We start from the raw sequence: 19,056 nt of genomic DNA on the forward strand, positions 1-19,056 counted from the left end.
CTACTGATACAGAAATAAGTTATCACACAGGAGGAATAACGCTCCATGAGCAAATTGGTCATCTGCGACCATCCGTTAATCCAGCATAAGCTGACCTTTATTCGGAATAAAGATACGAATACGAAAGATTTTCGGGAACTGGTTGATGAAGTAGCAACATTAATGGCATATGAGATTACAAGGGACATCCCGCTTGAAACGATTACCGTACAGACGCCGGTTGCTGAGACGCCATCGAAGGTCGTATCGGGACGCATGCTGGGGCTTGTTCCCATTTTGCGCGCCGGCCTTGGCATGGTAGAAGGCATTTTGAAGCTGATTCCTGCTGCGAAGGTTGGCCATATCGGCTTGTTCCGCGATCATGAAACGCTCCAGCCAACGGAATATTATATCAACTTGCCGACGGATGCTCCGAATCGTCTGCTCGTTGTTGTAGACCCGATGCTGGCAACTGGCGGCTCCGCAATCGCGGCTATTACTGCGCTCAAAAAACGCGACTGCGAGCATATTAAGCTGATGTGTCTAATTGCCGCGCCTGAAGGCGTGAAGGCAGTACAGGAAGCGCACCCGGACATCGATATTTATATTGCTGCGCTTGATGAGTGTCTGAACGAGAAGGGCTATATTGTTCCAGGTCTTGGCGACGCGGGCGACCGCATGTTCGGCACCAATTAGCGCCTGCCTGGCGCAAGCAGATTATAGGAGTGAATTGTTTTGTCCAAATTAAAAGTAATGACTATTTTCGGTACGCGCCCGGAGGCAGTTAAGATGGCGCCGCTTGTTCTCGAACTGAACAAGCACTCGGACGATATTGAATCCATCGTCTGCGTAACTGCGCAGCACCGTCATATGCTCGATCAGGTGCTAGATTTTTTTGAAATCCAGCCAAATTATGATTTGAATGTGATGAAGGATCGCCAGACGCTAACGGAAACGACTGTGCGCGTTTTGGAGGGCCTTGATCCGATTTTGACGGAAGCGAAGCCGGATATCGTGCTTGTCCATGGCGACACGCAGACGACGTTCCTTGCCAGCTACGCCGCTTTCCTGAAGCAAATTCAGGTTGGCCATGTGGAAGCGGGCCTTCGGACTTGGAATAAGCTGTCCCCGTACCCGGAAGAGATGAACCGCCAGCTTGCAGGCGTGTTGTCCGATGTGCATTTTGCTCCAACCTCTTGGTCGGCAAGCAATTTGCTCAAGGAGAACAAGTCGGAATCGACCATTTATGTTACGGGCAATACGGCAACGGACGTATTCCAGTACACGGTTGATCCTTCCTTTGCTCATCCGGTTATCGACTGGGCGAAAGGCAAACGGATGATTTTGATGACGGCGCATCGCCGCGAGTCGCTGGGCGAGCCTCATCGCAATATTTTCCGTGCGGTAAAACGCATTGCCGATGAGCATGAAGATATTGCCATTGTGTATGCCGTTCACCCGAATCCAGCCGTCAAAGAACCGGCAACGGAAATTCTCGGCGGACATCCGCGTATTCAGCTTATCGATCCGCTGGATGTGTTCGAATTCCACAATTTTTATCCACATGCCTACATGATTTTGACCGATTCCGGCGGCCTGCAGGAGGAAGCTCCTTCGTTTGGAGTGCCAACGCTGGTGCTGCGCGATACAACAGAGCGTCCTGAGGGCATTGAGGCGGGTACACTTGAGCTTGTAGGTACGGATGAAGAGGTTGTTTACAGCCGGGCCAGCGCCTTGCTGAACGATGCTTCCTTGTATGAAAAGATGAGCCATGCGGCAAATCCATACGGTGATGGACAAGCTTCGACACGTATCGTGCAAGCTTTGCTGCATCATTTTGGAAGAAATTCTGAGCGTCCCGATCCGTTCACACAACGTTCATAGTTTACACATGGTCTTATAAATAGCGGCGCAATGCACAGCATACAGTTGTACTGTATGGTTTTGTCGGCTCTGAGGGCTTGATTTGACTGGCTTTTGGGCAATCTGTACAGTAAAACTATACAGGATTATCAATTGACAAACCTTGCGCCGCTTGGATAAAATAAATGAGGATTGACAGGGGTATGGGCCATGGATAAAAAGAACAGAAGAGACAATCCGCTGTTTGCCGCAGGTCTTGTCGGCGGACTCGGACTGCAAGTCGCTATTTGTATCTTTTTAGGGTACTTTCTCGGATCGTCGCTCGGTAAACGCTTTGGCGGAGGTTCGGGTTGGACGGTTGGAGGCATACTGGTCGGTCTGGCTGTCGGTCTTCTCTCAGGCATTCTGCTTGTGAAGAAGGTAATGGAGGATACCGATGGATAAAATAATGAACACTGCAGTAAGGTCACTGCTCTTCGTGATGGGTGTATGTCTGCTTGTCTGGGCGTTTATGCCGAACTTGCGAACAGCCGCACTCGGTCTTCTACTGGGTCTTGCAGCGAGTTTCATGAATGCGTTTTTACTGAGGCGCAGAGTGGAAATGATTACGCTTAAAGCAGCAGGAGGAACCTCTCGCAGAATGGGTATGGGACTTGGAAGCCGCATCGCTATGGTGCTGCTGGTTGCCATGGTTGCTTATCGCTTTCCGGAAGACTTCAGCATGCCAGCCGCATTAATTGGCTGTATGGTTATGCCTTTTATTCTTCTGGTAGCAGCTTATATTCATAATAGAAATAAACTTTAGTGGAAAGGGGTGAGAATTTTACATGCATGAATTTCCGGTGTGGCAGCTCGGATCGCTACAGATCGACATTTCAACGTTTATTGCGATAACGGTTTCCGCCATCATCACCTTTGTTGTGGCGAGACTTGCTGTGCGCAATTTATCGGTGGACAACCCTTCCAAGATGCAAAACTTTTTGGAATGGGTCGTCGAATTTGTTCACAATCTGATTTCCAGCGCAATGCCGCTTAACCGCGTCAAGCCTTTCATTTCCTTGGGTATGACGTTGATTATGTTTATTTTCATCTCCAACCTGCTTGGTTTGCCTTTCGGTATCGTGACGGATGTCCATCACGCTTACCCGGCACTAGGTATTACAGAGGAGCTGCTTCAGGAGAAGGGTGGACATTTGGAGCTGGCTTGGTGGAAATCGCCAACGGCTGACCTTTCCGTAACGGCTGGTCTGGCGCTGATCGTATTCATCCTCGTGCATTATCTGGGCGTGAGATTGAACAGCAAGCATTACGTGAAACACTATTTCCATCCGTTCCCAATTTTTCTGCCGATCAACTTGATCGAGACAATCTCGAAGCCAGTAACTTTGGCACTACGGCTATTCGCCAACATTTATGCGGGCGAAGTGCTGATCTCGACCATATTGATGCTGGGAGTTATCGGAACTCCGTTCCTCGCTGCTTGGCAAGCATTTAGTATCTTTGTCGGTGCGATTCAGGCTTTCTTGTTCACTATGCTTACGATGGTGTACATTTCACAGGCTGCAATTCACGAGGAAGACCATTAATTTAAGCTTTATGCCTAGGATTTAATTACCCCCTAGGTCAGCAATACAAAACCAAAACGAGATATTATTGAGGAGGATTTTTAAAATGGAAGTATTGGCAGCAGCATTGGCAGTTGGTTTGGCCGCAATTGGCGCAGGTGTAGGTAACGGTATGATCGTCAGCAAAACAGTTGAAGGTATCGCTCGTCAGCCTGAGCTTCAAGGCAAATTGCAAACAACAATGTTTATCGGTGTAGGTATCGTCGAAGTTGTGCCGATTATCGGCGTAGTTATCGGCTTCCTTGCATTCTTTAAATAATTCAAAACACGCATCTGGCGGGGAAGGCCTAGCCCTCTTCGCCTTCGTTGTGATTTAGACAATTTTGTGGTAGGAAAGGAGTGTCTTTAATGGGATGGCATTGGGAATCGACAGTATATGCGATAGTAGCTTTTCTAGTATTGTACTGGTTGCTGAACAAGTACGCATTCGGTCCGCTGCTCAGCGTTATGGAGAAACGGAGACAACTCGTGCTTGAACAGATGAATACAGCTGAATCCAGCCGTAAGCAAGCTGAGCAGCAAATGGTTGAGCAGAAAGCGGCTCTTGAGCAGGCTCGTAAAGAGGCTTATGAAATTATTGAGCAATCAAGAGTTACAAGCAGCAAGCAAGCCGATGAGATCGTGAACACTGCTAAGACAGAAGCGTCGCGCTTGAAAGATGATGCTCTTAAAGACATCGAAAGTGAGAAAAACAAGGCAATTGCAGCACTTCGTTCTGAAGTTGGCGGTATTTCCGTTCAAATCGCTTCGAAAATCATTGAGAAGCAAGTTGACGAGAAATCGCAAGAGCAGCTTGTTAATCAATACCTGAAAGAAGTAAGCGGCAAATGAGCCGGGACGCAGCGGTAGCGAAGCGCTACGCCAAAGCGTTGTTCGAGCTTGCACAGCAAGGCGGCATTATTTCTGAGGTAGAGCAGCAGCTGCAAGCTATTGCACAAACGCTTGGAGAAGATTTGGAAATCCGTAAATTTCTAAGCTATCCGAATATTGATGCTTCGAAGAAGCTGGCTGTTCTTAAAGCCGCTTTCGGCGGAAGCATTTCCGAATTGCTGCTGAATACGCTGGAGCTGGTTTTTGTGCGCGGGCGTCAGGAGCTAATTGTGGAAATCTACGAAGCATTTACAAAAATCGCAGGCGATGTGCTTAAGCAAGCGCATGCGACGGTATATACAGCTCGTCTTTTGAATGACGCGGAACTGGCAGAGGTTGCAGCACAGTTTGGCGGATTGACAGGCAAAACTATTATTGCTGAGCAAGTCGTAGAGCCTGCCCTACTGGGTGGAGTGAAGGTCCGCATTGGCGACCGCCTTTACGATGGAAGCTTGTCCGGCAAGCTTGAACGGTTAGAAAAACAGTTAAAATCTAAAGCACTGTAGATAGGGGTGAGCGAATTGAGTATCAGACCTGATGAAATCAGCACGCTGATTAAGCAGCAGATCGAACAATATAAATCCGAAATTCAAGTCGTGGATGTTGGCACCGTTATTAGCATCGGTGACGGTATCGCTCGCGTTCACGGTTTGGAAAATGCGATGCAAGGCGAATTGCTCGAATTCTCCAACGGTGTTGTCGGCATGGCATTGAACCTTGAAGAAAGCAACGTCGGTGTCGTTATTCTCGGTCCTTACAAGGACATTCGTGAAGGCGATCAAGTAAAACGTACAGGCCGTATCATGGAAGTTCCAGTTGGCGAAGAGCTGCTGGGCCGCGTCGTGAACCCGCTTGGACAGCCGCTTGACGGCAAGGGTCCAATCAACACGAAGCATTCCCGTCCGGTTGAATCTCCAGCTCCAGGCGTTATCGACCGTAAATCGGTTCATGAGCCTATGCAAACAGGTATTAAAGCGATCGACGCAATGGTTCCAGTTGGCCGTGGCCAACGTGAGCTTATTATCGGCGACCGTCAAACAGGTAAAACAGCTATCGCAATTGATGCGATCATCAACCAAAAAGGCAATGGCGTAAAATGTATTTATGTCGCTGTCGGACAAAAGCAATCCACTGTTGCTAACGTTGTAGAAACGCTTCGCCGTCATGGCGCTTTGGAATATACAATCGTTGTAACTGCGGGCGCTTCCGAGCCAGCTCCACTCTTGTTCCTGGCTCCTTATGCAGGCTGCTCGATGGGCGAATACTTCATGTACAAAGGCGAGCATGTACTCGTTATTTACGATGACTTGTCGAAACAAGCGGCAGCATACCGTGAGCTTTCCTTGCTGCTTCGCCGTCCACCGGGTCGGGAAGCTTACCCAGGTGACGTATTCTATCTTCACTCCCGTTTGCTTGAGCGCGCAGCTAAGCTGAGCGATGCAAGAGGCGGCGGTTCCTTGACTGCCCTGCCTTTCATCGAGACTCAAGCTTCTGACGTATCGGCTTACATCCCGACGAACGTTATTTCGATTACTGACGGTCAAATCTTCCTGGAAGCAGACCTGTTCTACTCCGGTCAACGTCCAGCGGTTAACGTTGGTATCTCGGTATCCCGTGTCGGCGGTTCTGCACAAATTAAAGCGATGAAAAAAGTTGCCGGTACGCTCCGTCTTGACCTTGCGGCTTACCGTGAGCTTCAAGCGTTCTCGCAATTCGGTTCCGACCTTGATAAATCAACGCTTGCCCGTCTAAACCGTGGTGCTCGCACAATGGAAATTCTGAAACAAGGCGTTAACCAGCCGATGCCGGTTGAGAAGCAAGTAATCTCGATCTACTCTGCGGTTAAAGGTCATCTGGATGAAATTCCGGTTGCCGACATTTTGCGCTTTGAGAAAGAATTCCTGGCGTTCCTCGATTCCAATCACCCGGAAATCGGCAATTCGATCCGCGATACGAAGGATCTGGTTGCTGATAACGAGAAAGCCCTTGTTGATGCGATCAACAAATTTAAGAAAAGCTTTGCCGTATCGGCTTAATTTTGGAGCTTGAGAGGAACGATAGGTTCCTCTAAGTTCTTATATATGCTGCTCGTACCAATCATTAGGCTTCGCAGCCATCCCTTATAGCTTGTGCGGCTCTATCCGGGCTTGCGTACAGGAGAGCTGCGAGGCAACAAAGGCGGGTGAAACCAAATGGCTAAAGGTATGCGCGATATTAAACGCGAAATCAAGAGCAAACAAAATACGAAGCAGATTACGAAGGCGATGGAAATGGTCGCGGCTTCCAGGCTGAGAAGAGCGCAGGAAGCTGCACAGGCATCCCGCCCGTATTCAGAAAAGCTGAAGGAAGTTGTGGCAAGCATCGCTGCTGGCACGAAAGACGTTAAACACCCGATGCTGGAAACCCGTCCGATCAAAAAGACAGGTTATCTTGTCATCACGTCTGATCGCGGTCTGGCAGGCGGCTACAACGCCAACGTGCTTCGTAAGGTAACGGACACGATTCGCAGCAAGCATAAGTCGAACGATGATTTCGTATTGTTCGTCATCGGCAAGAAGGGCCGGGATTATTTCCGCCGTCGCAATATGCCGATCGTAGAAGAAGTAACGGGTCTTCCGGATGCTCCTACGTTTGCAGATATCAAGATCGTAGCTTCAACAGCCGTTCAGAAATTTGCCGACGGCACTTTTGACGAGCTGTATGTGTATTACAATAAATTCGTTAATGCCATTACCCAAATTCCTACGGAAATGCGCCTGCTGCCGCTTGAATCGGTAGACGGAAGCGCAGCTTCAACAGCAGCGTACGAATACGAGCCATCGCCGGAAGGCGTGCTGGAGGCATTGCTGCCTAAATATGCGGAGACGCTTATTTACAGCGCATTGCTGGACGGCAAGGCAAGTGAGTTCGGCGCCCGGATGACGGCTATGGGCAGTGCGACGAAAAATGCGACGAAGATGATCAGCAATTTGACGCTTACGTACAACCGTGCTCGTCAAGCGGCAATCACACAGGAAATTTCCGAGATCGTTGCAGGAGCAAATGCTCAATCTTAGGTAACACACTACGCCGCCAGAAGCCTGAGAGAGGCTGCTCTGCCGGCTAGTAACAAGAAGGAACCAGGAGGGAATACCATGAAAAAAGGACGCGTTGTATCCGTCATGGGTCCGGTCGTCGATCTAGAGTTCGAACGCGGCAACCTGCCGGAAATTTTGAACGCTGTCAAAATCGAGAAGAAGGGCGAAAATGGCGGTGTAGATATTAATCTGACGCTTGAAGTCGCTGTTCACCTCGGTGACAATAAAGTTCGTGCTGTAGCAATGAGCACAACGGACGGTCTTGTACGCGGTACTGAAGCCATTGATACTGGCGCTCCAATCACGATTCCAGTTGGCGCTCCAACACTCGGCCGTGTATTTAACGTACTAGGACAACCGATCGATGAAGCTGGCGATGCTACTTCTTCAATCAATCTTCCTATTCACCGTGAAGCTCCTGCTTTCGACGAATTGTCGACACAATCGGAAATTCTCGAAACAGGAATTAAAGTTATCGACTTGCTGGCACCATACGCAAAAGGCGGTAAAATCGGTCTCTTCGGCGGCGCGGGCGTAGGTAAAACGGTAACGATTCAAGAGCTGATCAACAACATCGCACAAGAGCACGGCGGTATTTCCGTATTCGCAGGTGTTGGTGAGCGTACGCGTGAGGGTAATGACTTGTACCACGAGATGAAAGACTCCGGCGTACTTAGCAAAACAGCAATGGTATTCGGACAAATGAACGAGCCGCCAGGCGCACGTCAGCGTGTAGCTCTAACGGGTCTGACAATGGCTGAATATTTCCGTGATGAGGAAGGCAAAGACGTGCTTCTGTTCGTCGATAACATCTTCCGTTTCACACAAGCAGGCTCCGAGGTTTCGGCCCTTCTAGGCCGTATGCCTTCCGCAGTAGGTTACCAGCCAACGCTGGCAACTGAAATGGGTCAACTGCAAGAGCGTATTACTTCAACGAAAAAAGGCTCGGTTACATCGATCCAAGCGATCTACGTACCTGCCGATGACTATACGGATCCAGCTCCAGCTACGACGTTTGCCCACTTGGATGCAACGACTAACCTTGAGCGTAAAATTTCCGAGATGGGTATTTTCCCAGCGGTAGATCCACTTGCTTCATCTTCCCGTATCCTTAGCCCGGATATTCTTGGCGAAGAGCATTACAATGTAGCTCAAGGCGTTAAGAAAATTCTTCAGCGTTATAAAGAGCTTCAAGATATTATCGCGATTCTTGGTATGGATGAGCTGTCCGAGGAAGATAAATTGACCGTTGCTCGCGCACGTAAAATTCAACTCTTCTTGTCCCAGCCGTTCCACGTTGCCGAGCCTTTCACAGGCATTAAAGGTAAATATGTACCAGTTAAAGAATCCGTGCGCAGCTTCAAAGAAATTCTCGAGGGCAAACATGACGACCTTCCGGAAGAAGCTTTCCGGTATGTAGGTGTGATTGAAGAGGCCGTGGAGAAAGCCAAAACGCTGTAGTAGCGAAAGGCGGGAGGAATCCACATGAGTACCTTTTTGGTAGAAGTCGTTACTCCTGAGCGTAAAGTGTACGCGGAGAATGCGAATATGATTAGTGTAAAAGGTGTTGAAGGTGAGCTTGGCATATTGCCAAACCACATTCCACTCGTAACACAGCTTCGTATTGCACCAGTTGTAATCAAGCGCGATGGAAAAGTTGATGTAATTGCTGTAAATGGTGGTTTTATCGAGGTTCGTAAAGATAAAATCGTTATTTTGGCGGAAAGCGCCGAGCTTGCGACCGATATTGATCTTGATCGTGCGAAGGCAGCGAAAGCACGCGCTGAGCAGCTTCTGTCTGCCAAACGCGATGAGATCGATTTCCGCCGCGCGGAGCTTGCTTTGCAGCGTGCAATGAACCGTATTGGCACAGCGCAAAAATAATAATTGATACCCAAACACCGTTAATGTCCTGTAAGAGGCGTTAGCGGTGTTTTTTGTAAATGAAAAAGCAGGAGAGGAGCCCCCACTATGATTGATATTCATACACATATTCTTCCCGGTATTGATGATGGTGCGGCCCGCCTGGAGGATTCGCTTGCGCTGGCAAGAGCGGCTGCTGCCGAGGGAATCAGAACCATTATCGCTACCCCCCATCACCATAACGGTCGTTATGTGAATCCGGCTCAAGTTGTAGAAGAGCTGACCCGTACGCTCAATAAGCAACTTCAGGAGCTGAATATTCCGATTGTCGTACATGCCGGTCAGGAGGTTCGGCTGCACCGGGAGCTGCTCGACCACTTTCAGGAAGGAAGCTTGCTGACGCTAGCGGGTTCATCCTACATGCTGCTGGAGCTGCCATCCTCCCATATTCCGAAAAATACGGAGCAGACCGTCTATGAGCTTGGACTGCTTGGCATTCATGTGGTTATCGCTCATCCAGAGCGGAACGCAGCCATCATTCAGCAGCCTGAGCGGCTGGCAGAGCTTGTTCGTTTGGGGGCATTTGGCCAAGTGACGAGCCATTCCTTGCTTGGCGCTTTCGGCAAGACGGTAGAGCGGGCTTCATGGAAGCTGTGTGAAGCGGGCCTCATTCATCTTGTGTCCTCTGATGCGCATCATGTGGAGCGCAGAGGATTTAGGTTGAAGGAAGCTTATGACCGGATACAGAAAGTTATGGGCACGGAGTGGTCGGACTATTTTCAGCAAAATGCTGCTTCGCTGTTAAGGGGCGATGCTCTTGCTGATGCACCAGAGTGGCAAGGCGGGGCAGTGGCAAACCGCTGGCAAGCTTTGAAAGCTTTTTTCAAGAAATAAGCGGAATTTCGTTTATCCATATCAAATGAGCCTTTTGAACTAATCATTCAATTTAATGAGTAAACCAATCAATTGTACGGTATTCGTACAGATGATTGGTTTTTTTTCACTCATATCACATTTAAATCAACATTTTTGGTTATAAAAGCTAACATTCTCCTAGGAAAACGGTTCAAATGTATGTTAATATACTTTACATACAAGAAAATTAAGGAAGGGCATAGGGGGAGTGCGTATGTTTGATTGGCTAGGTACAAGGACGGGGTTTCCACTGTGGGTATCATGGAAGCTCAATTCTGGCATTAAGGAAGATGTCGAGCACATTTTCGAAGGTGTTGCAGATACTCGCAAAGAGCTGCTGCTGCAATGGGCGGATGAGTATTGGGGGCATATGGAGCGCCTGTCGAATCAATTATCGGATGGCCTATCCGCATTGCAAGCTGCTGCGTTCTCTAAGGAACAGCAGAAGTGGATAGCTCCTTTGCTCGAACGATCCTATGCGAGGGGTATGGATTTTACGGAGCTGTTCCTCCTAGACAACCACAATCATGTAGCTCACTCCACCTATCCCACACATATAGGCACACATTATGGAGAGGGCAGCGCGCTGTCTCCGGGCATGCAGTTTTCCCAAAAAGGCGATTCAGCAGGCAAACGCTGTTTTTTTGGTCCTTACGAAGACGGAATTACACTCAAGCTAGGGGCCCGAACCTCCTCTTTTCACGACAAAATGACGATTATGTTTATGCAGCCGCTGCTTGTGAATGGCAGACGGGTCGGAACGTTATGCGGGAGAGTGCCTAATGATGTGCTGGGCGATTTGATCCAGCGCGAGTCAGGACATGTATATCCAGATTCGGGCGATAATTATTTGTTTATGGCCGAGCCTAGTTTGCAGCGTAATATCGTACCCGGTACAGCGTTGTCCCGCAGCCGCTTTGAGGACCGTACGTTCACCCATGGCGAAAATTTAAAGGATGGCGTAACGACAGACTGGGGTACCGTGTCGATTAAGGAGCATACCGAGTTGGAAATTGTTTTTACCGATCCAGCAACGGGAGAGCTGCATCCTGGCGTCGCAGGAACCATTCGCAATGGCAGCAATTTGTTCGTTCAGTTTCCTGGCTACTCGGACTATCGCCATATTGCCGTCATCGGCAAAGGCGTCACCTTCCGAATGCCGCATTGCCCTGATCTATGGGGGATGATGTGCGAGGGCGATCTGGAAGAGGTGTATCGGCTGCGCAGTATTGGCTGGCGGCAGCGCAAGCTGCAAATGTATGCAGCGCTGCTGCAAAGCGTTCTAACGTTTCTGCTTGCTTCTCTAGTCATCGGTTATATGCCGCTATGGGGAGCAGCAGCTGTGCTTGGCGGATTTAATTTGCTGTTCGGTGTTTTGTTTGCGATGTCGGTGCAGCGCAAGGAATCGCAGCGGGTAACTGGGCATCTAGAGCGGATCAACCGATTTATTCGCATTAATGCCGAGGGGAAAGGTGATTTGACCCAGCGGCTGTCGACGAAAGAGTTCGATTGCGACGAGACGCAGGAGCTGGCAAAATGGATTAACAATATGATCGATTCACTCGAAGGCATTATGCTGCAGGTGAAGCTCACCGCTGCCGAGGTGCTGAGCAGCCAGTCCGTCATGAATGAGTCGTCTGCCCATACCGCCTTGTCAACGGAGCGTGTAGGCAGCAAGGTGGGCCATATGATTGGCAGCATTCGTCACCAGTTGAAGGATATCGACAAGGCAAAAAATGCTGCGGGTGAAATGCGCGATACGCTATCTGTACTGGAGCGCCAAGCGGCAGAGCAAATTGCGGTGGCGCAAAGCGAGGTTGGCCGCATTGGGGAGAAGATGCAGCATATTTCCACCAAGGTAGAAGATACGAACGGTACGATTCGCAAGTTCATGAAGACGGTTGAAGAAATTCGCGATGTGCTTCAAGTGATTGAGGAGATATCGTCGCAAACCAATTTGCTGGCACTTAATGCTTCTATTGAAGCGGCGCGTGTTGGTGAGCAGGGCCGAGGCTTCGCGGTCGTTGCTTCCGAAATCCGCAAGCTGGCGGAGTTGACGAAGAAATCGACAGAGGAAGTGCACGGCATTACGCGGCAAATTTATTCAGAAGCCGAGCAGGCTTATCATTCAATGGACGAGGGTACGAAGGTTGTAGAAGAGGGTACTGATCTCGTTGCTGCAGCAGCCCGCACACTTCAATCGGCGCAGGCGGACGATCAGCGCAAAACGCAGGTTGTAGAGGAAGTGGTAAAACTGATGGAGCAAATTGCCGAAGTCAGCTTGCAAAACCGCTCGGTTTCCTCTGATGTGGAAGGACAAGTGCAGGAGTTGATTGTGGAGATGGACAACGTTCGCCATACCTCAACGAATGTCGAATCTATTACAATGCTGCTTCAACAGCTCGTGGGCCAATTCAAATTAACAGAGTCTAGAGTCAGATAGTGGCCCAGAGCGTCCCAATAACAGAATAGTAGAGTGGAAAAAGGCTTGCGAATCGCGGTTTCCAGCGGTTTGGCAGGCCTTTTTGCTAGGGGTGCACCTAAAACTCCATCATAGACGGTAGTGGGAGCATTTGTTATAATTGTAACTATTATTAGATTAGAAAAGCAGCAAAATTCAACCCTTTTTCATCGGATAGTTGAAGGTGACGCCAAAGGGACGATAACGCCAGGTTAAGCAGGCATGCATTGGCGAGGCAAATCCCTTTTTTTACAAGGACCGACGCTTATGATTAGCTCGGTCCTTTTGTGTTAAACTTAGGAGAGGGAGAGTGCGGTTCATTGTTTAATGGATGGTTTACGGCAGAAACAACCGCGTTCTTCCTTTATTCGGCCCTTGTTGTGACGGGCTCTATCATTATGATTCATGCCAGAATGCTGCCTAGGCTGGCTCTGGGCGTAGTGTTGACGATTATTGGAAATTCAGGGCTGCTCGTCCGGCTGGATGCCGGTCTGATTGCGCTTTTTCAGGCACTTCTATATGTGGGAACAATGGGAATTTTGCTAGGGTCAGAAATTAGGAGGCATTCGGAAATAGGCCGGCATAACCGGTCGATTGGAATCGCTTCCCGGGAAATGGCAGCTGCTGCAGGCATTCCGTTTTTGCTCGCTATTCTGATGTGTGTCATTGTTAAGATGCCCTATTCTGGCGAAGAAATGCCGCTGCTCCCTGCCCATTTGATGACGGCGGCGACGCTGATGGCTATTGGTGTGTACGGGGCAATTGTCAAAAGAAATTCATTGGTGGCCTTGTTGTGTGTAAGTATCATTTTATGCGGAGCCCAGTTGAACATTGCTGCTTTAAGCTTATATGTGCAAGGAATAGCAGAAGGGCTTCGAACGCTTCCTTTGGTAGTTTTTTTCGCGCAGGCTTCAATTGGAGCGGCCGTATTAATTGTATTATACAAACGAGACTCCACCACCTCTAATCATGAATAATAGTTAAACAGGAGGTGATCGTAGCAGATGCAAATGTATGCTGAGGCTGCTTTTCTTATTCCGCTGCTGCCGCTAGCTTCTTTTTTGATCCTGCTGGCGCTTGGCCGAGGGTCTCATTCTGCTGGCGCCTGGGTTGGAACAGGAGGCGCTGCTGCCTCGCTGCTGTTGTCGCTTCTGGTATGGATTGAGCGATTCCGCTATAGGGCAGTCGATTATAATGATAGCTTTAACTGGATTTCGATAGATCGCCTTACGCTGCGAATTGGATTTGAGGTTACCAGTATGAGCGCACTGCTGCTGGTAGGTGTCAGCTTGCTGAGCGTATTGGTTCATATTTATGCCGCTGGTTATATGAAGAAGGATGAACGCTTGACGGTGTTCTACAGTTATATGTCCTTATTCACCTTCTCGCTGCTGGCACTAACTCTCGCAGATAACGTACTGGCGTTTTATTTGTTCTGGGAGCTTGCCTCCGTTAGTCTATTTTTATTGTTTGGTTTCTGGTACGCGAAGAGCGCGGCGCGTGCGGCTGCCAAGAAAGCTTTTATAATGATGCGTTTAGCGAGTGCGGGATTGCTGCTTGCAACGCTGATGCTGTTCTGGTTTATGCCGGAGCATGCGCTTGATTTTGCTGCTATACATAACGTATTTGAAGGGCAATCTGGTGCGATTGCGAAAAATATAACGGCATTGATCGCAAGCTTGCTGCTGCTTGCGGCGGCAGGAATGGCTGCGCAGTTTCCGCTCTACGCTTGGCTGAGCAGTGCTGAGCAGGCTCCTGCTCCAGCGAGCGCGCTGCTGCAAGGAGCAGGCATGATGACAGGAGCGCTGCTTCTGTCCAAAACGACAGAAATCTTCCAATCGGCTCCAGCCGTAACGGACGCAGCGCTCTATATTGGCGCTGCGACAGCGCTCTATGCTGCTGCAAGGGCGCTAATGGAGCGGAATGTGAAGAAAATATTGATCTATTCGACGATCAGCCAGCTAGGTATCGTTCAGCTTTCGCTCGCCCTAGGGGCCGCCACAAGCAGCATGCTTTATGTGCTGGTCCATGCAATTTGCAAAACGCTGCTTGTACTGGCAGCAGGTCAACTATTGAAGGCAGTTGGAACAGCGGATATAGGGAGCATGGGTGGTTTGCGCAAGCAAATGCCGCTTGCAGCGTGGACGTTTTTCATTGGCGGCCTGGCTTTATGCGGCATTCCCCCGCTCACGGGCTTTTGGCTGCAGCAGTCGATTTGGGCGGAAGCATCAGAGCGGCATCTATTGTGGCTGGCTGCGATGATGCTTGTACTGCTTTTGACCGCGGCTTACATGTCCCGCATGTATTTTCTTATATTTGAAGGGAAGCCGCGTTCAACTGCAACGGCCGTGCTTGATCAAGGCCATAAGCGTTCGCGCCTTATGAGCTATTCGGTAATTGCGCTTGCCGCGATCGTTGTCCTTTCAAGCTTCTTTCAATTGGTCTGGGGCAGCTTGCCTGAACGATGGCTCGATGGGGAAGCGGTTGGCGCGCAAGGCAATATGTCCTTAGGATTAATGCTGGCCGCTACTGCAATCCTTATAGGCGGCGCTTGGCTCGGATGGCTGAAAAACAAACGTGAGGCGAGCGCGATGCGCTCTGACCCAAATCAGCTGAAGGATGCTTCTGCTGGATGGGCAGCAGGCAAAGCGAGTGCGATCAAGCAGCCGTTTGCCGCTGCTGGTGAGGCATTAGCGGCGATTGAACATGCGATGGGCATGCCGCTCCAGCTGGCGGCTCGACTGTTGTATGCGATGGGGAGGCTGGCTGTTAGCTGGAGCCTTCGCAGTACGATTCGAGGAATGGGACTAGCGATCATTTTTGGACTGGTCATCACGATCATCATCATGGCTGCAAAGGGGGAGTGGTAAAATGGCATTTTTGACAGAGCTGCCGCTTTTGTCTTTAATGTGGCTGGCCCCTGCTGCCGGCATGCTGCTTATCCTGCTCACGCCATCCGGTCAAGGAAGAGCGATGCAGACGCTTGCCGTGCTTGCGGCACTGCTTCCGCTGCTTTTCGCCGCTTTTTTATATGCGACATTTAATCAACAGCAAGGGGGCGGCGCTTATACGGAGCAGTATCCGTGGATTGAGGTCCCGCTCCCTTTTGCTTCAACTGTGGGACAAGTATATAGCGAAGCAAAATTATCCTTTTCCTACACGGTTGCGGTAGACGGGCTCTCGCTGCCGTTGCTGCTTGCCGCCGCGCTGGTGACGGGGCTCGCTGCTGTAACTGCTGTTCAGCTTAGGAAGCGGCGCAAAGCGTTTTATTTTTGGCTGCTGTGGCTGGAAGCTTCACTGCTGGGGCTTTTTATCGCCAGGGATGTTTTGCTGTTTATCGTATTTTTACAGGCCGCGCTGGTCGCGCTTTATTTTCTGCTGGGCATATGGGGCAATCCGGACGGTGAGCGGACGGCGAATCGGCTATTGGCTGGGGCAGGGCTAGGTTCTGTGCTGCTGCTTGTCATATTTCTCATTTTGACCTGTACGGCGGGCCTTCGTGTTGAAAAGGCTGGCGAGCAGCTCCAGGCGGTATACAGCGGAGGATACGGCGGAATCGCCCGTGGACTGCTTGCAGGAGAGACGGCAATGAGCCAAGAGGTGCCGGATGTGAGAGCGGCTGCCGCAGCGCCATTGTCCGAAGGTGGGAAGATTGCGCTGTTTATTTTGCAGCTCATCGGCTTCGGGTTGTTTATGCCGCTTCTGCCATTTCATACATGGCTGATGAAAGCGCAGGCCAGCGCACCAATACCGGTCGTGATGATTATTTCGGGTCTGCTTCCGGCTGCCGGGGCGTATGGACTGCTGCGCTATGGCGTATTTTTGTTTCCAGAGCAAGCGGAGAAAATGGCCCCGGCTCTCGCTGTTCTCGGTATTATTCAGCTTCTGTACGGAGCTTTGCTGGCTCTGCGCCAGACGGATATGAGGCAGCTGCTTGCTTATGCCTCGCTTAGCCAAATGGGATTCATTTGGCTTGGCATTGCCGCCTTTAACGAGACAGGGCTGCAGGGGACGATCTTTCAGCTCATGGCGGGCAGCTTATGCTTTGCCCTGATATGGCTCGTTGTCGGCAGCTTGCAGGAGCGAGCTAAAACAACGGCAATTTCCGAGCTTGGCGGCTTGGCCCGCTCGCTTCCGTTTATTTGCGGCATTTTCATGGCCGCGGGGTTGTCGCTTATCGGCATTCCCGGCTTGGCTGGCTTTCCCGGGATTTTACTGTCGCTGCTCGGCTTATTCGATTCGCTGCCATGGCTCGCTGCTGCCGCAATACCGGGAATCGTACTCACTGCCGCTTATATGCTGCGAGGCCTGCTGAGCGTAAGCTTCGGGCCGATTGATGAGCGGCATGCGGCTTTCAAGGATGCCCGCCTTATTGAGGCGGCACCGATGATTATATTGCTTGCTTTTATCGTGCTGCTCGGCTGCTTCCCGTCATTTTTGACCGATACGGTGCAGCAAAGCATTACGGGGCTTTATAGTCAATTGCTGGCAGGCAGGATGGAGGGATGAGCTCATGACAAATAGAGAAGCGCTGGGATCGCAGTTTTGGTTAGGTACGGTGCAGCTAATTCCTGAGCTGCTCCTCCTTTTGCTGCTGATTACACTTGCTGCTGGCCTCCGGTTTCGCTTGTGGCACCAAGCGGGATTGGCGTCAGGCTGGTTGACACTGCCATGGCTGGTCGTCGTATTTACAGCGGCCTTATGGCGGATGGCAGCGAACGGCACAGAAGCGGCGATAGCGATTGCCAAGGGCAGACAGTCAGGCGGAGTCGCGGGAATCCCCTATCTGGGCTTGAATGCGGAAAGCTTCATGTTTTTGCTGGCAATTGCGGGAGCTATCGTAGTGGTGCTGCTCAGTCTGGGAGAAGAGCGGGAGCAGCGTATTAACGATTATTTATATATTCCTGCTGCGCTGCTTGGCATACGTTTGCTGCTTGCGCCTTCCAATCTTATTACGCTCTATATGGGAATTGAGCTATTTAGTTTGGCGGCATTGAGCCTGGTTTTGACTACGTTGAACAAGCGGCATAAGCATTTGTCTCGGCCTGAGCGCCCGGCAGTGCGCTTCTCGGCCCGTTCTGGCGTTGGAACTGCCCTGCTGCTGTTCGGCATGTCTTATATTTATGGCTTGACTGGCGATATGGACTTAGCTGCTATTCGGGCATCCATTTCTGATATGCAGTCGTATGCTTCGCTTGTATACTTGGCCATTTTGCTAATGGCATGCGGTTTGGGCGTAAAAGTGGCGGCTCTGCCATTTAGCATTTGGATGTCCAACGAGAATGGTAAAAACACGGGCTTTCCTTATACGGCTGGCGCGATGTTTCTGGTGGTAGCAGGCCAAGGCGCAGCCGCGGCTGCATTGTATCATCTGCTCCATGAAACGGAGATAGTCCAGCTATTGGGTTTAAACAGCACCTATATCGGCTTGCAGGCGATTGCGGCCTGCCAAATTGCTTGGGGCACAGTCGCGATGCTGAGGCAAAAGCAGGCTGCTAACCTATTAGGCTGGGTGAGCGTCATCAACAGCGGCTATTTGCTTGTTCCGGTCGCACTTAGTCTTGCACCCGCTCATAGCAGTTTATTCGCACCGCTCGGCTATCAATTCGCTGTGTATATGCTGGCGATGTTTGGAGCTGCAGCTATTTTGGCAGCTGTTCGGGAAGCGACAGGGCATGGAAAGCTCAGCGGACTGGCTGGTTTGTATCATCGGTCGCCTTGGCTTGCGGCAGCGATGGCTGTTTTCGTGCTGTCGCTTGCAGGCCTGCTGCTAACGGGTGGTTTTTTTGCCAAAGTGTATATATGGCTGGGCAGCGCTGCGGCAGAGGCCTATTGGCTGCTGGGCGTCATGGCCGCATGCAGCCTCGTTGCCGCGTATGCTTATTTTGGCTTCATCCGGCAAATGTTCATGAGAACGGGCAGCGACGAGCGTGCGCTTTCGCTTCCGCTTGCTGCATCTTTAGGCATTGCTATTTGCGCCGTCGGACTTGTCGTGTTGGGCTTGTTCCCAGGCTTGCTGATGAAGTAAACACCACCCTGATTGGAAGGAACCCAATAGGGTAAGAAAACAATATGGAATCAGAAAGCTGGGCCTTTGGTCGCTATCTTATGCCGGAACAAGGACAAGCCTGCTCCAAGCGCGAAAGTTAATGGGAGAGTTAGCAGATACAACGGTATGCGAATGAGAGAGTTAGCAGATACAATGGCAAGCGACAGAATAAGGTACGAGGGAATATAAGCCAAGTGATGATGTAGGTAGGGATAAGTAAACGGAATTAAGTACGAATGTAAGTGCGGAAGTTAAGTGCGGATGTAAATGCGAGAATTACACGAATGGTAATTACGAATGCCAAGTGCGGATGATAAGGTACGAATGTTAAGTACGAATGCCAAGTGCAGATGA

At 50.3% G+C, this 19,056-nt stretch carries 18 protein-coding genes; all 18 read left to right on the forward strand.

Annotated elements, in window-relative coordinates; translation table 11 throughout:
* Positions 1-45: 45 nt before the first annotated feature.
* The 18 genes from upp to ASF12_RS16795 all read left to right on the forward strand — a co-directional run bounded on the left by upp (position 46) and on the right by ASF12_RS16795 (position 18,681).
* On the forward strand, positions 46-675 hold the full coding sequence (gene upp, locus ASF12_RS16710; RefSeq protein WP_046231319.1) for a uracil phosphoribosyltransferase: 630 nt from the start codon (positions 46-48) through the stop codon (positions 673-675).
* A 39-nt stretch (positions 676-714) separates the two neighbouring features.
* Positions 715-1,863, forward strand: a complete 1,149-nt coding sequence (gene wecB, locus ASF12_RS16715) for a non-hydrolyzing UDP-N-acetylglucosamine 2-epimerase (protein WP_056036762.1) — start codon at positions 715-717, stop codon at positions 1,861-1,863.
* Positions 1,864-2,052: 189 nt separating this feature from the next.
* Positions 2,053-2,286 carry an AtpZ/AtpI family protein gene (locus tag ASF12_RS16720; RefSeq protein WP_056036763.1) on the forward strand — a complete coding sequence of 78 codons (234 nt, stop codon included), beginning with the start codon at positions 2,053-2,055 and terminating at the stop codon, positions 2,284-2,286.
* Positions 2,279-2,647 (forward strand): ATP synthase subunit I, encoded by a 369-nt coding sequence (locus tag ASF12_RS16725; RefSeq protein ID WP_056036765.1) that lies wholly within the window; start codon positions 2,279-2,281, stop codon positions 2,645-2,647. The genes ASF12_RS16720 and ASF12_RS16725 overlap by 8 nt, the downstream gene beginning before the upstream one ends.
* 22 nt (positions 2,648-2,669) lie before the next feature.
* Positions 2,670-3,428 (forward strand): F0F1 ATP synthase subunit A, encoded by a 759-nt coding sequence (gene atpB, locus ASF12_RS16730; protein WP_056036768.1) that lies wholly within the window; start codon positions 2,670-2,672, stop codon positions 3,426-3,428.
* 85 nt (positions 3,429-3,513) lie between these two features.
* On the forward strand, positions 3,514-3,726 hold the full coding sequence (gene atpE, locus ASF12_RS16735) for a F0F1 ATP synthase subunit C (RefSeq protein ID WP_056036771.1): 213 nt from the start codon (positions 3,514-3,516) through the stop codon (positions 3,724-3,726).
* Positions 3,727-3,815: 89 nt separating this feature from the next.
* Positions 3,816-4,298, forward strand: coding sequence for a F0F1 ATP synthase subunit B (gene atpF / locus ASF12_RS16740; RefSeq protein ID WP_056036774.1), 483 nt, complete (start codon positions 3,816-3,818; stop codon positions 4,296-4,298).
* Entirely contained in the window at positions 4,295-4,843 is a 549-nt protein-coding gene (locus ASF12_RS16745; RefSeq protein ID WP_056036780.1) for a F0F1 ATP synthase subunit delta, read from the forward strand. The genes atpF and ASF12_RS16745 overlap by 4 nt, the downstream gene beginning before the upstream one ends.
* A 15-nt stretch (positions 4,844-4,858) precedes the next feature.
* Positions 4,859-6,373, forward strand: coding sequence for a F0F1 ATP synthase subunit alpha (gene atpA, locus ASF12_RS16750; RefSeq protein WP_056036781.1), 1,515 nt, complete (start codon positions 4,859-4,861; stop codon positions 6,371-6,373).
* 156 nt (positions 6,374-6,529) lie between these two features.
* Positions 6,530-7,393: an ATP synthase F1 subunit gamma gene (gene atpG / locus ASF12_RS16755; RefSeq protein ID WP_056036784.1), complete on the forward strand. Its 864-nt coding sequence runs from the start codon at positions 6,530-6,532 to the stop codon at positions 7,391-7,393.
* Between the two features lie 78 nt (positions 7,394-7,471).
* On the forward strand, positions 7,472-8,875 hold the full coding sequence (gene atpD, locus ASF12_RS16760) for a F0F1 ATP synthase subunit beta (protein ID WP_046231329.1): 1,404 nt from the start codon (positions 7,472-7,474) through the stop codon (positions 8,873-8,875).
* A gap of 24 nt (positions 8,876-8,899) precedes the next feature.
* Positions 8,900-9,298, forward strand: a complete 399-nt coding sequence (locus ASF12_RS16765; protein ID WP_046231330.1) for a F0F1 ATP synthase subunit epsilon — start codon at positions 8,900-8,902, stop codon at positions 9,296-9,298.
* A gap of 87 nt (positions 9,299-9,385) precedes the next feature.
* On the forward strand, positions 9,386-10,171 hold the full coding sequence (locus tag ASF12_RS16770; protein WP_056036787.1) for a tyrosine-protein phosphatase: 786 nt from the start codon (positions 9,386-9,388) through the stop codon (positions 10,169-10,171).
* Positions 10,172-10,406: 235 nt separating this feature from the next.
* Positions 10,407-12,635: a methyl-accepting chemotaxis protein gene (locus ASF12_RS16775; protein WP_056036790.1), complete on the forward strand. Its 2,229-nt coding sequence runs from the start codon at positions 10,407-10,409 to the stop codon at positions 12,633-12,635.
* Between the two features lie 338 nt (positions 12,636-12,973).
* Complete coding sequence (locus tag ASF12_RS33775) at positions 12,974-13,630, forward strand: NADH-quinone oxidoreductase subunit K (RefSeq protein ID WP_056036794.1); 657 nt, start codon at positions 12,974-12,976, stop codon at positions 13,628-13,630.
* A 27-nt stretch (positions 13,631-13,657) separates the two neighbouring features.
* Entirely contained in the window at positions 13,658-15,523 is a 1,866-nt protein-coding gene (locus ASF12_RS16785) for an NADH-quinone oxidoreductase subunit 5 family protein (RefSeq protein ID WP_056036797.1), read from the forward strand.
* A 1-nt stretch (position 15,524) separates the two neighbouring features.
* Complete coding sequence (locus ASF12_RS16790; RefSeq protein ID WP_056036800.1) at positions 15,525-17,162, forward strand: complex I subunit 4 family protein; 1,638 nt, start codon at positions 15,525-15,527, stop codon at positions 17,160-17,162.
* A 4-nt stretch (positions 17,163-17,166) separates the two neighbouring features.
* Complete coding sequence (locus ASF12_RS16795) at positions 17,167-18,681, forward strand: NADH-quinone oxidoreductase subunit N (protein ID WP_056036802.1); 1,515 nt, start codon at positions 17,167-17,169, stop codon at positions 18,679-18,681.
* The last annotated feature ends 375 nt before the right edge of the window (positions 18,682-19,056 follow it).

Source organism: Paenibacillus sp. Leaf72 (assembly GCF_001422685.1).
Taxonomy (GTDB): Bacteria; Bacillota; Bacilli; order Paenibacillales; family Paenibacillaceae; genus Pristimantibacillus.

Excerpts from the sequence above, each read along its gene's own strand:
- ASF12_RS16745 (WP_056036780.1), top strand. The coding sequence starts at position 4,295 with ATGAGCCGGGACGCAGCGGTAGCGAAGCGCTACGCCAAAGCGTTGTTC.
- atpG (WP_056036784.1), top strand. The coding sequence starts at position 6,530 with ATGGCTAAAGGTATGCGCGATATTAAACGCGAAATCAAGAGCAAACAA.
- atpD (WP_046231329.1), top strand. The coding sequence starts at position 7,472 with ATGAAAAAAGGACGCGTTGTATCCGTCATGGGTCCGGTCGTCGATCTA.
- ASF12_RS16765 (WP_046231330.1), top strand. The coding sequence starts at position 8,900 with ATGAGTACCTTTTTGGTAGAAGTCGTTACTCCTGAGCGTAAAGTGTAC.
- ASF12_RS16785 (WP_056036797.1), top strand. The coding sequence starts at position 13,658 with ATGCAAATGTATGCTGAGGCTGCTTTTCTTATTCCGCTGCTGCCGCTA.
- ASF12_RS16725 (WP_056036765.1), top strand. The coding sequence starts at position 2,279 with ATGGATAAAATAATGAACACTGCAGTAAGGTCACTGCTCTTCGTGATG.
- ASF12_RS16790 (WP_056036800.1), top strand. The coding sequence starts at position 15,525 with ATGGCATTTTTGACAGAGCTGCCGCTTTTGTCTTTAATGTGGCTGGCC.
- ASF12_RS16720 (WP_056036763.1), top strand. The coding sequence starts at position 2,053 with ATGGATAAAAAGAACAGAAGAGACAATCCGCTGTTTGCCGCAGGTCTT.
- ASF12_RS16770 (WP_056036787.1), top strand. The coding sequence starts at position 9,386 with ATGATTGATATTCATACACATATTCTTCCCGGTATTGATGATGGTGCG.
- atpE (WP_056036771.1), top strand. The coding sequence starts at position 3,514 with ATGGAAGTATTGGCAGCAGCATTGGCAGTTGGTTTGGCCGCAATTGGC.
- ASF12_RS16775 (WP_056036790.1), top strand. The coding sequence starts at position 10,407 with ATGTTTGATTGGCTAGGTACAAGGACGGGGTTTCCACTGTGGGTATCA.
- atpB (WP_056036768.1), top strand. The coding sequence starts at position 2,670 with ATGCATGAATTTCCGGTGTGGCAGCTCGGATCGCTACAGATCGACATT.
- upp (WP_046231319.1), top strand. The coding sequence starts at position 46 with ATGAGCAAATTGGTCATCTGCGACCATCCGTTAATCCAGCATAAGCTG.
- ASF12_RS16795 (WP_056036802.1), top strand. The coding sequence starts at position 17,167 with ATGACAAATAGAGAAGCGCTGGGATCGCAGTTTTGGTTAGGTACGGTG.
- atpF (WP_056036774.1), top strand. The coding sequence starts at position 3,816 with ATGGGATGGCATTGGGAATCGACAGTATATGCGATAGTAGCTTTTCTA.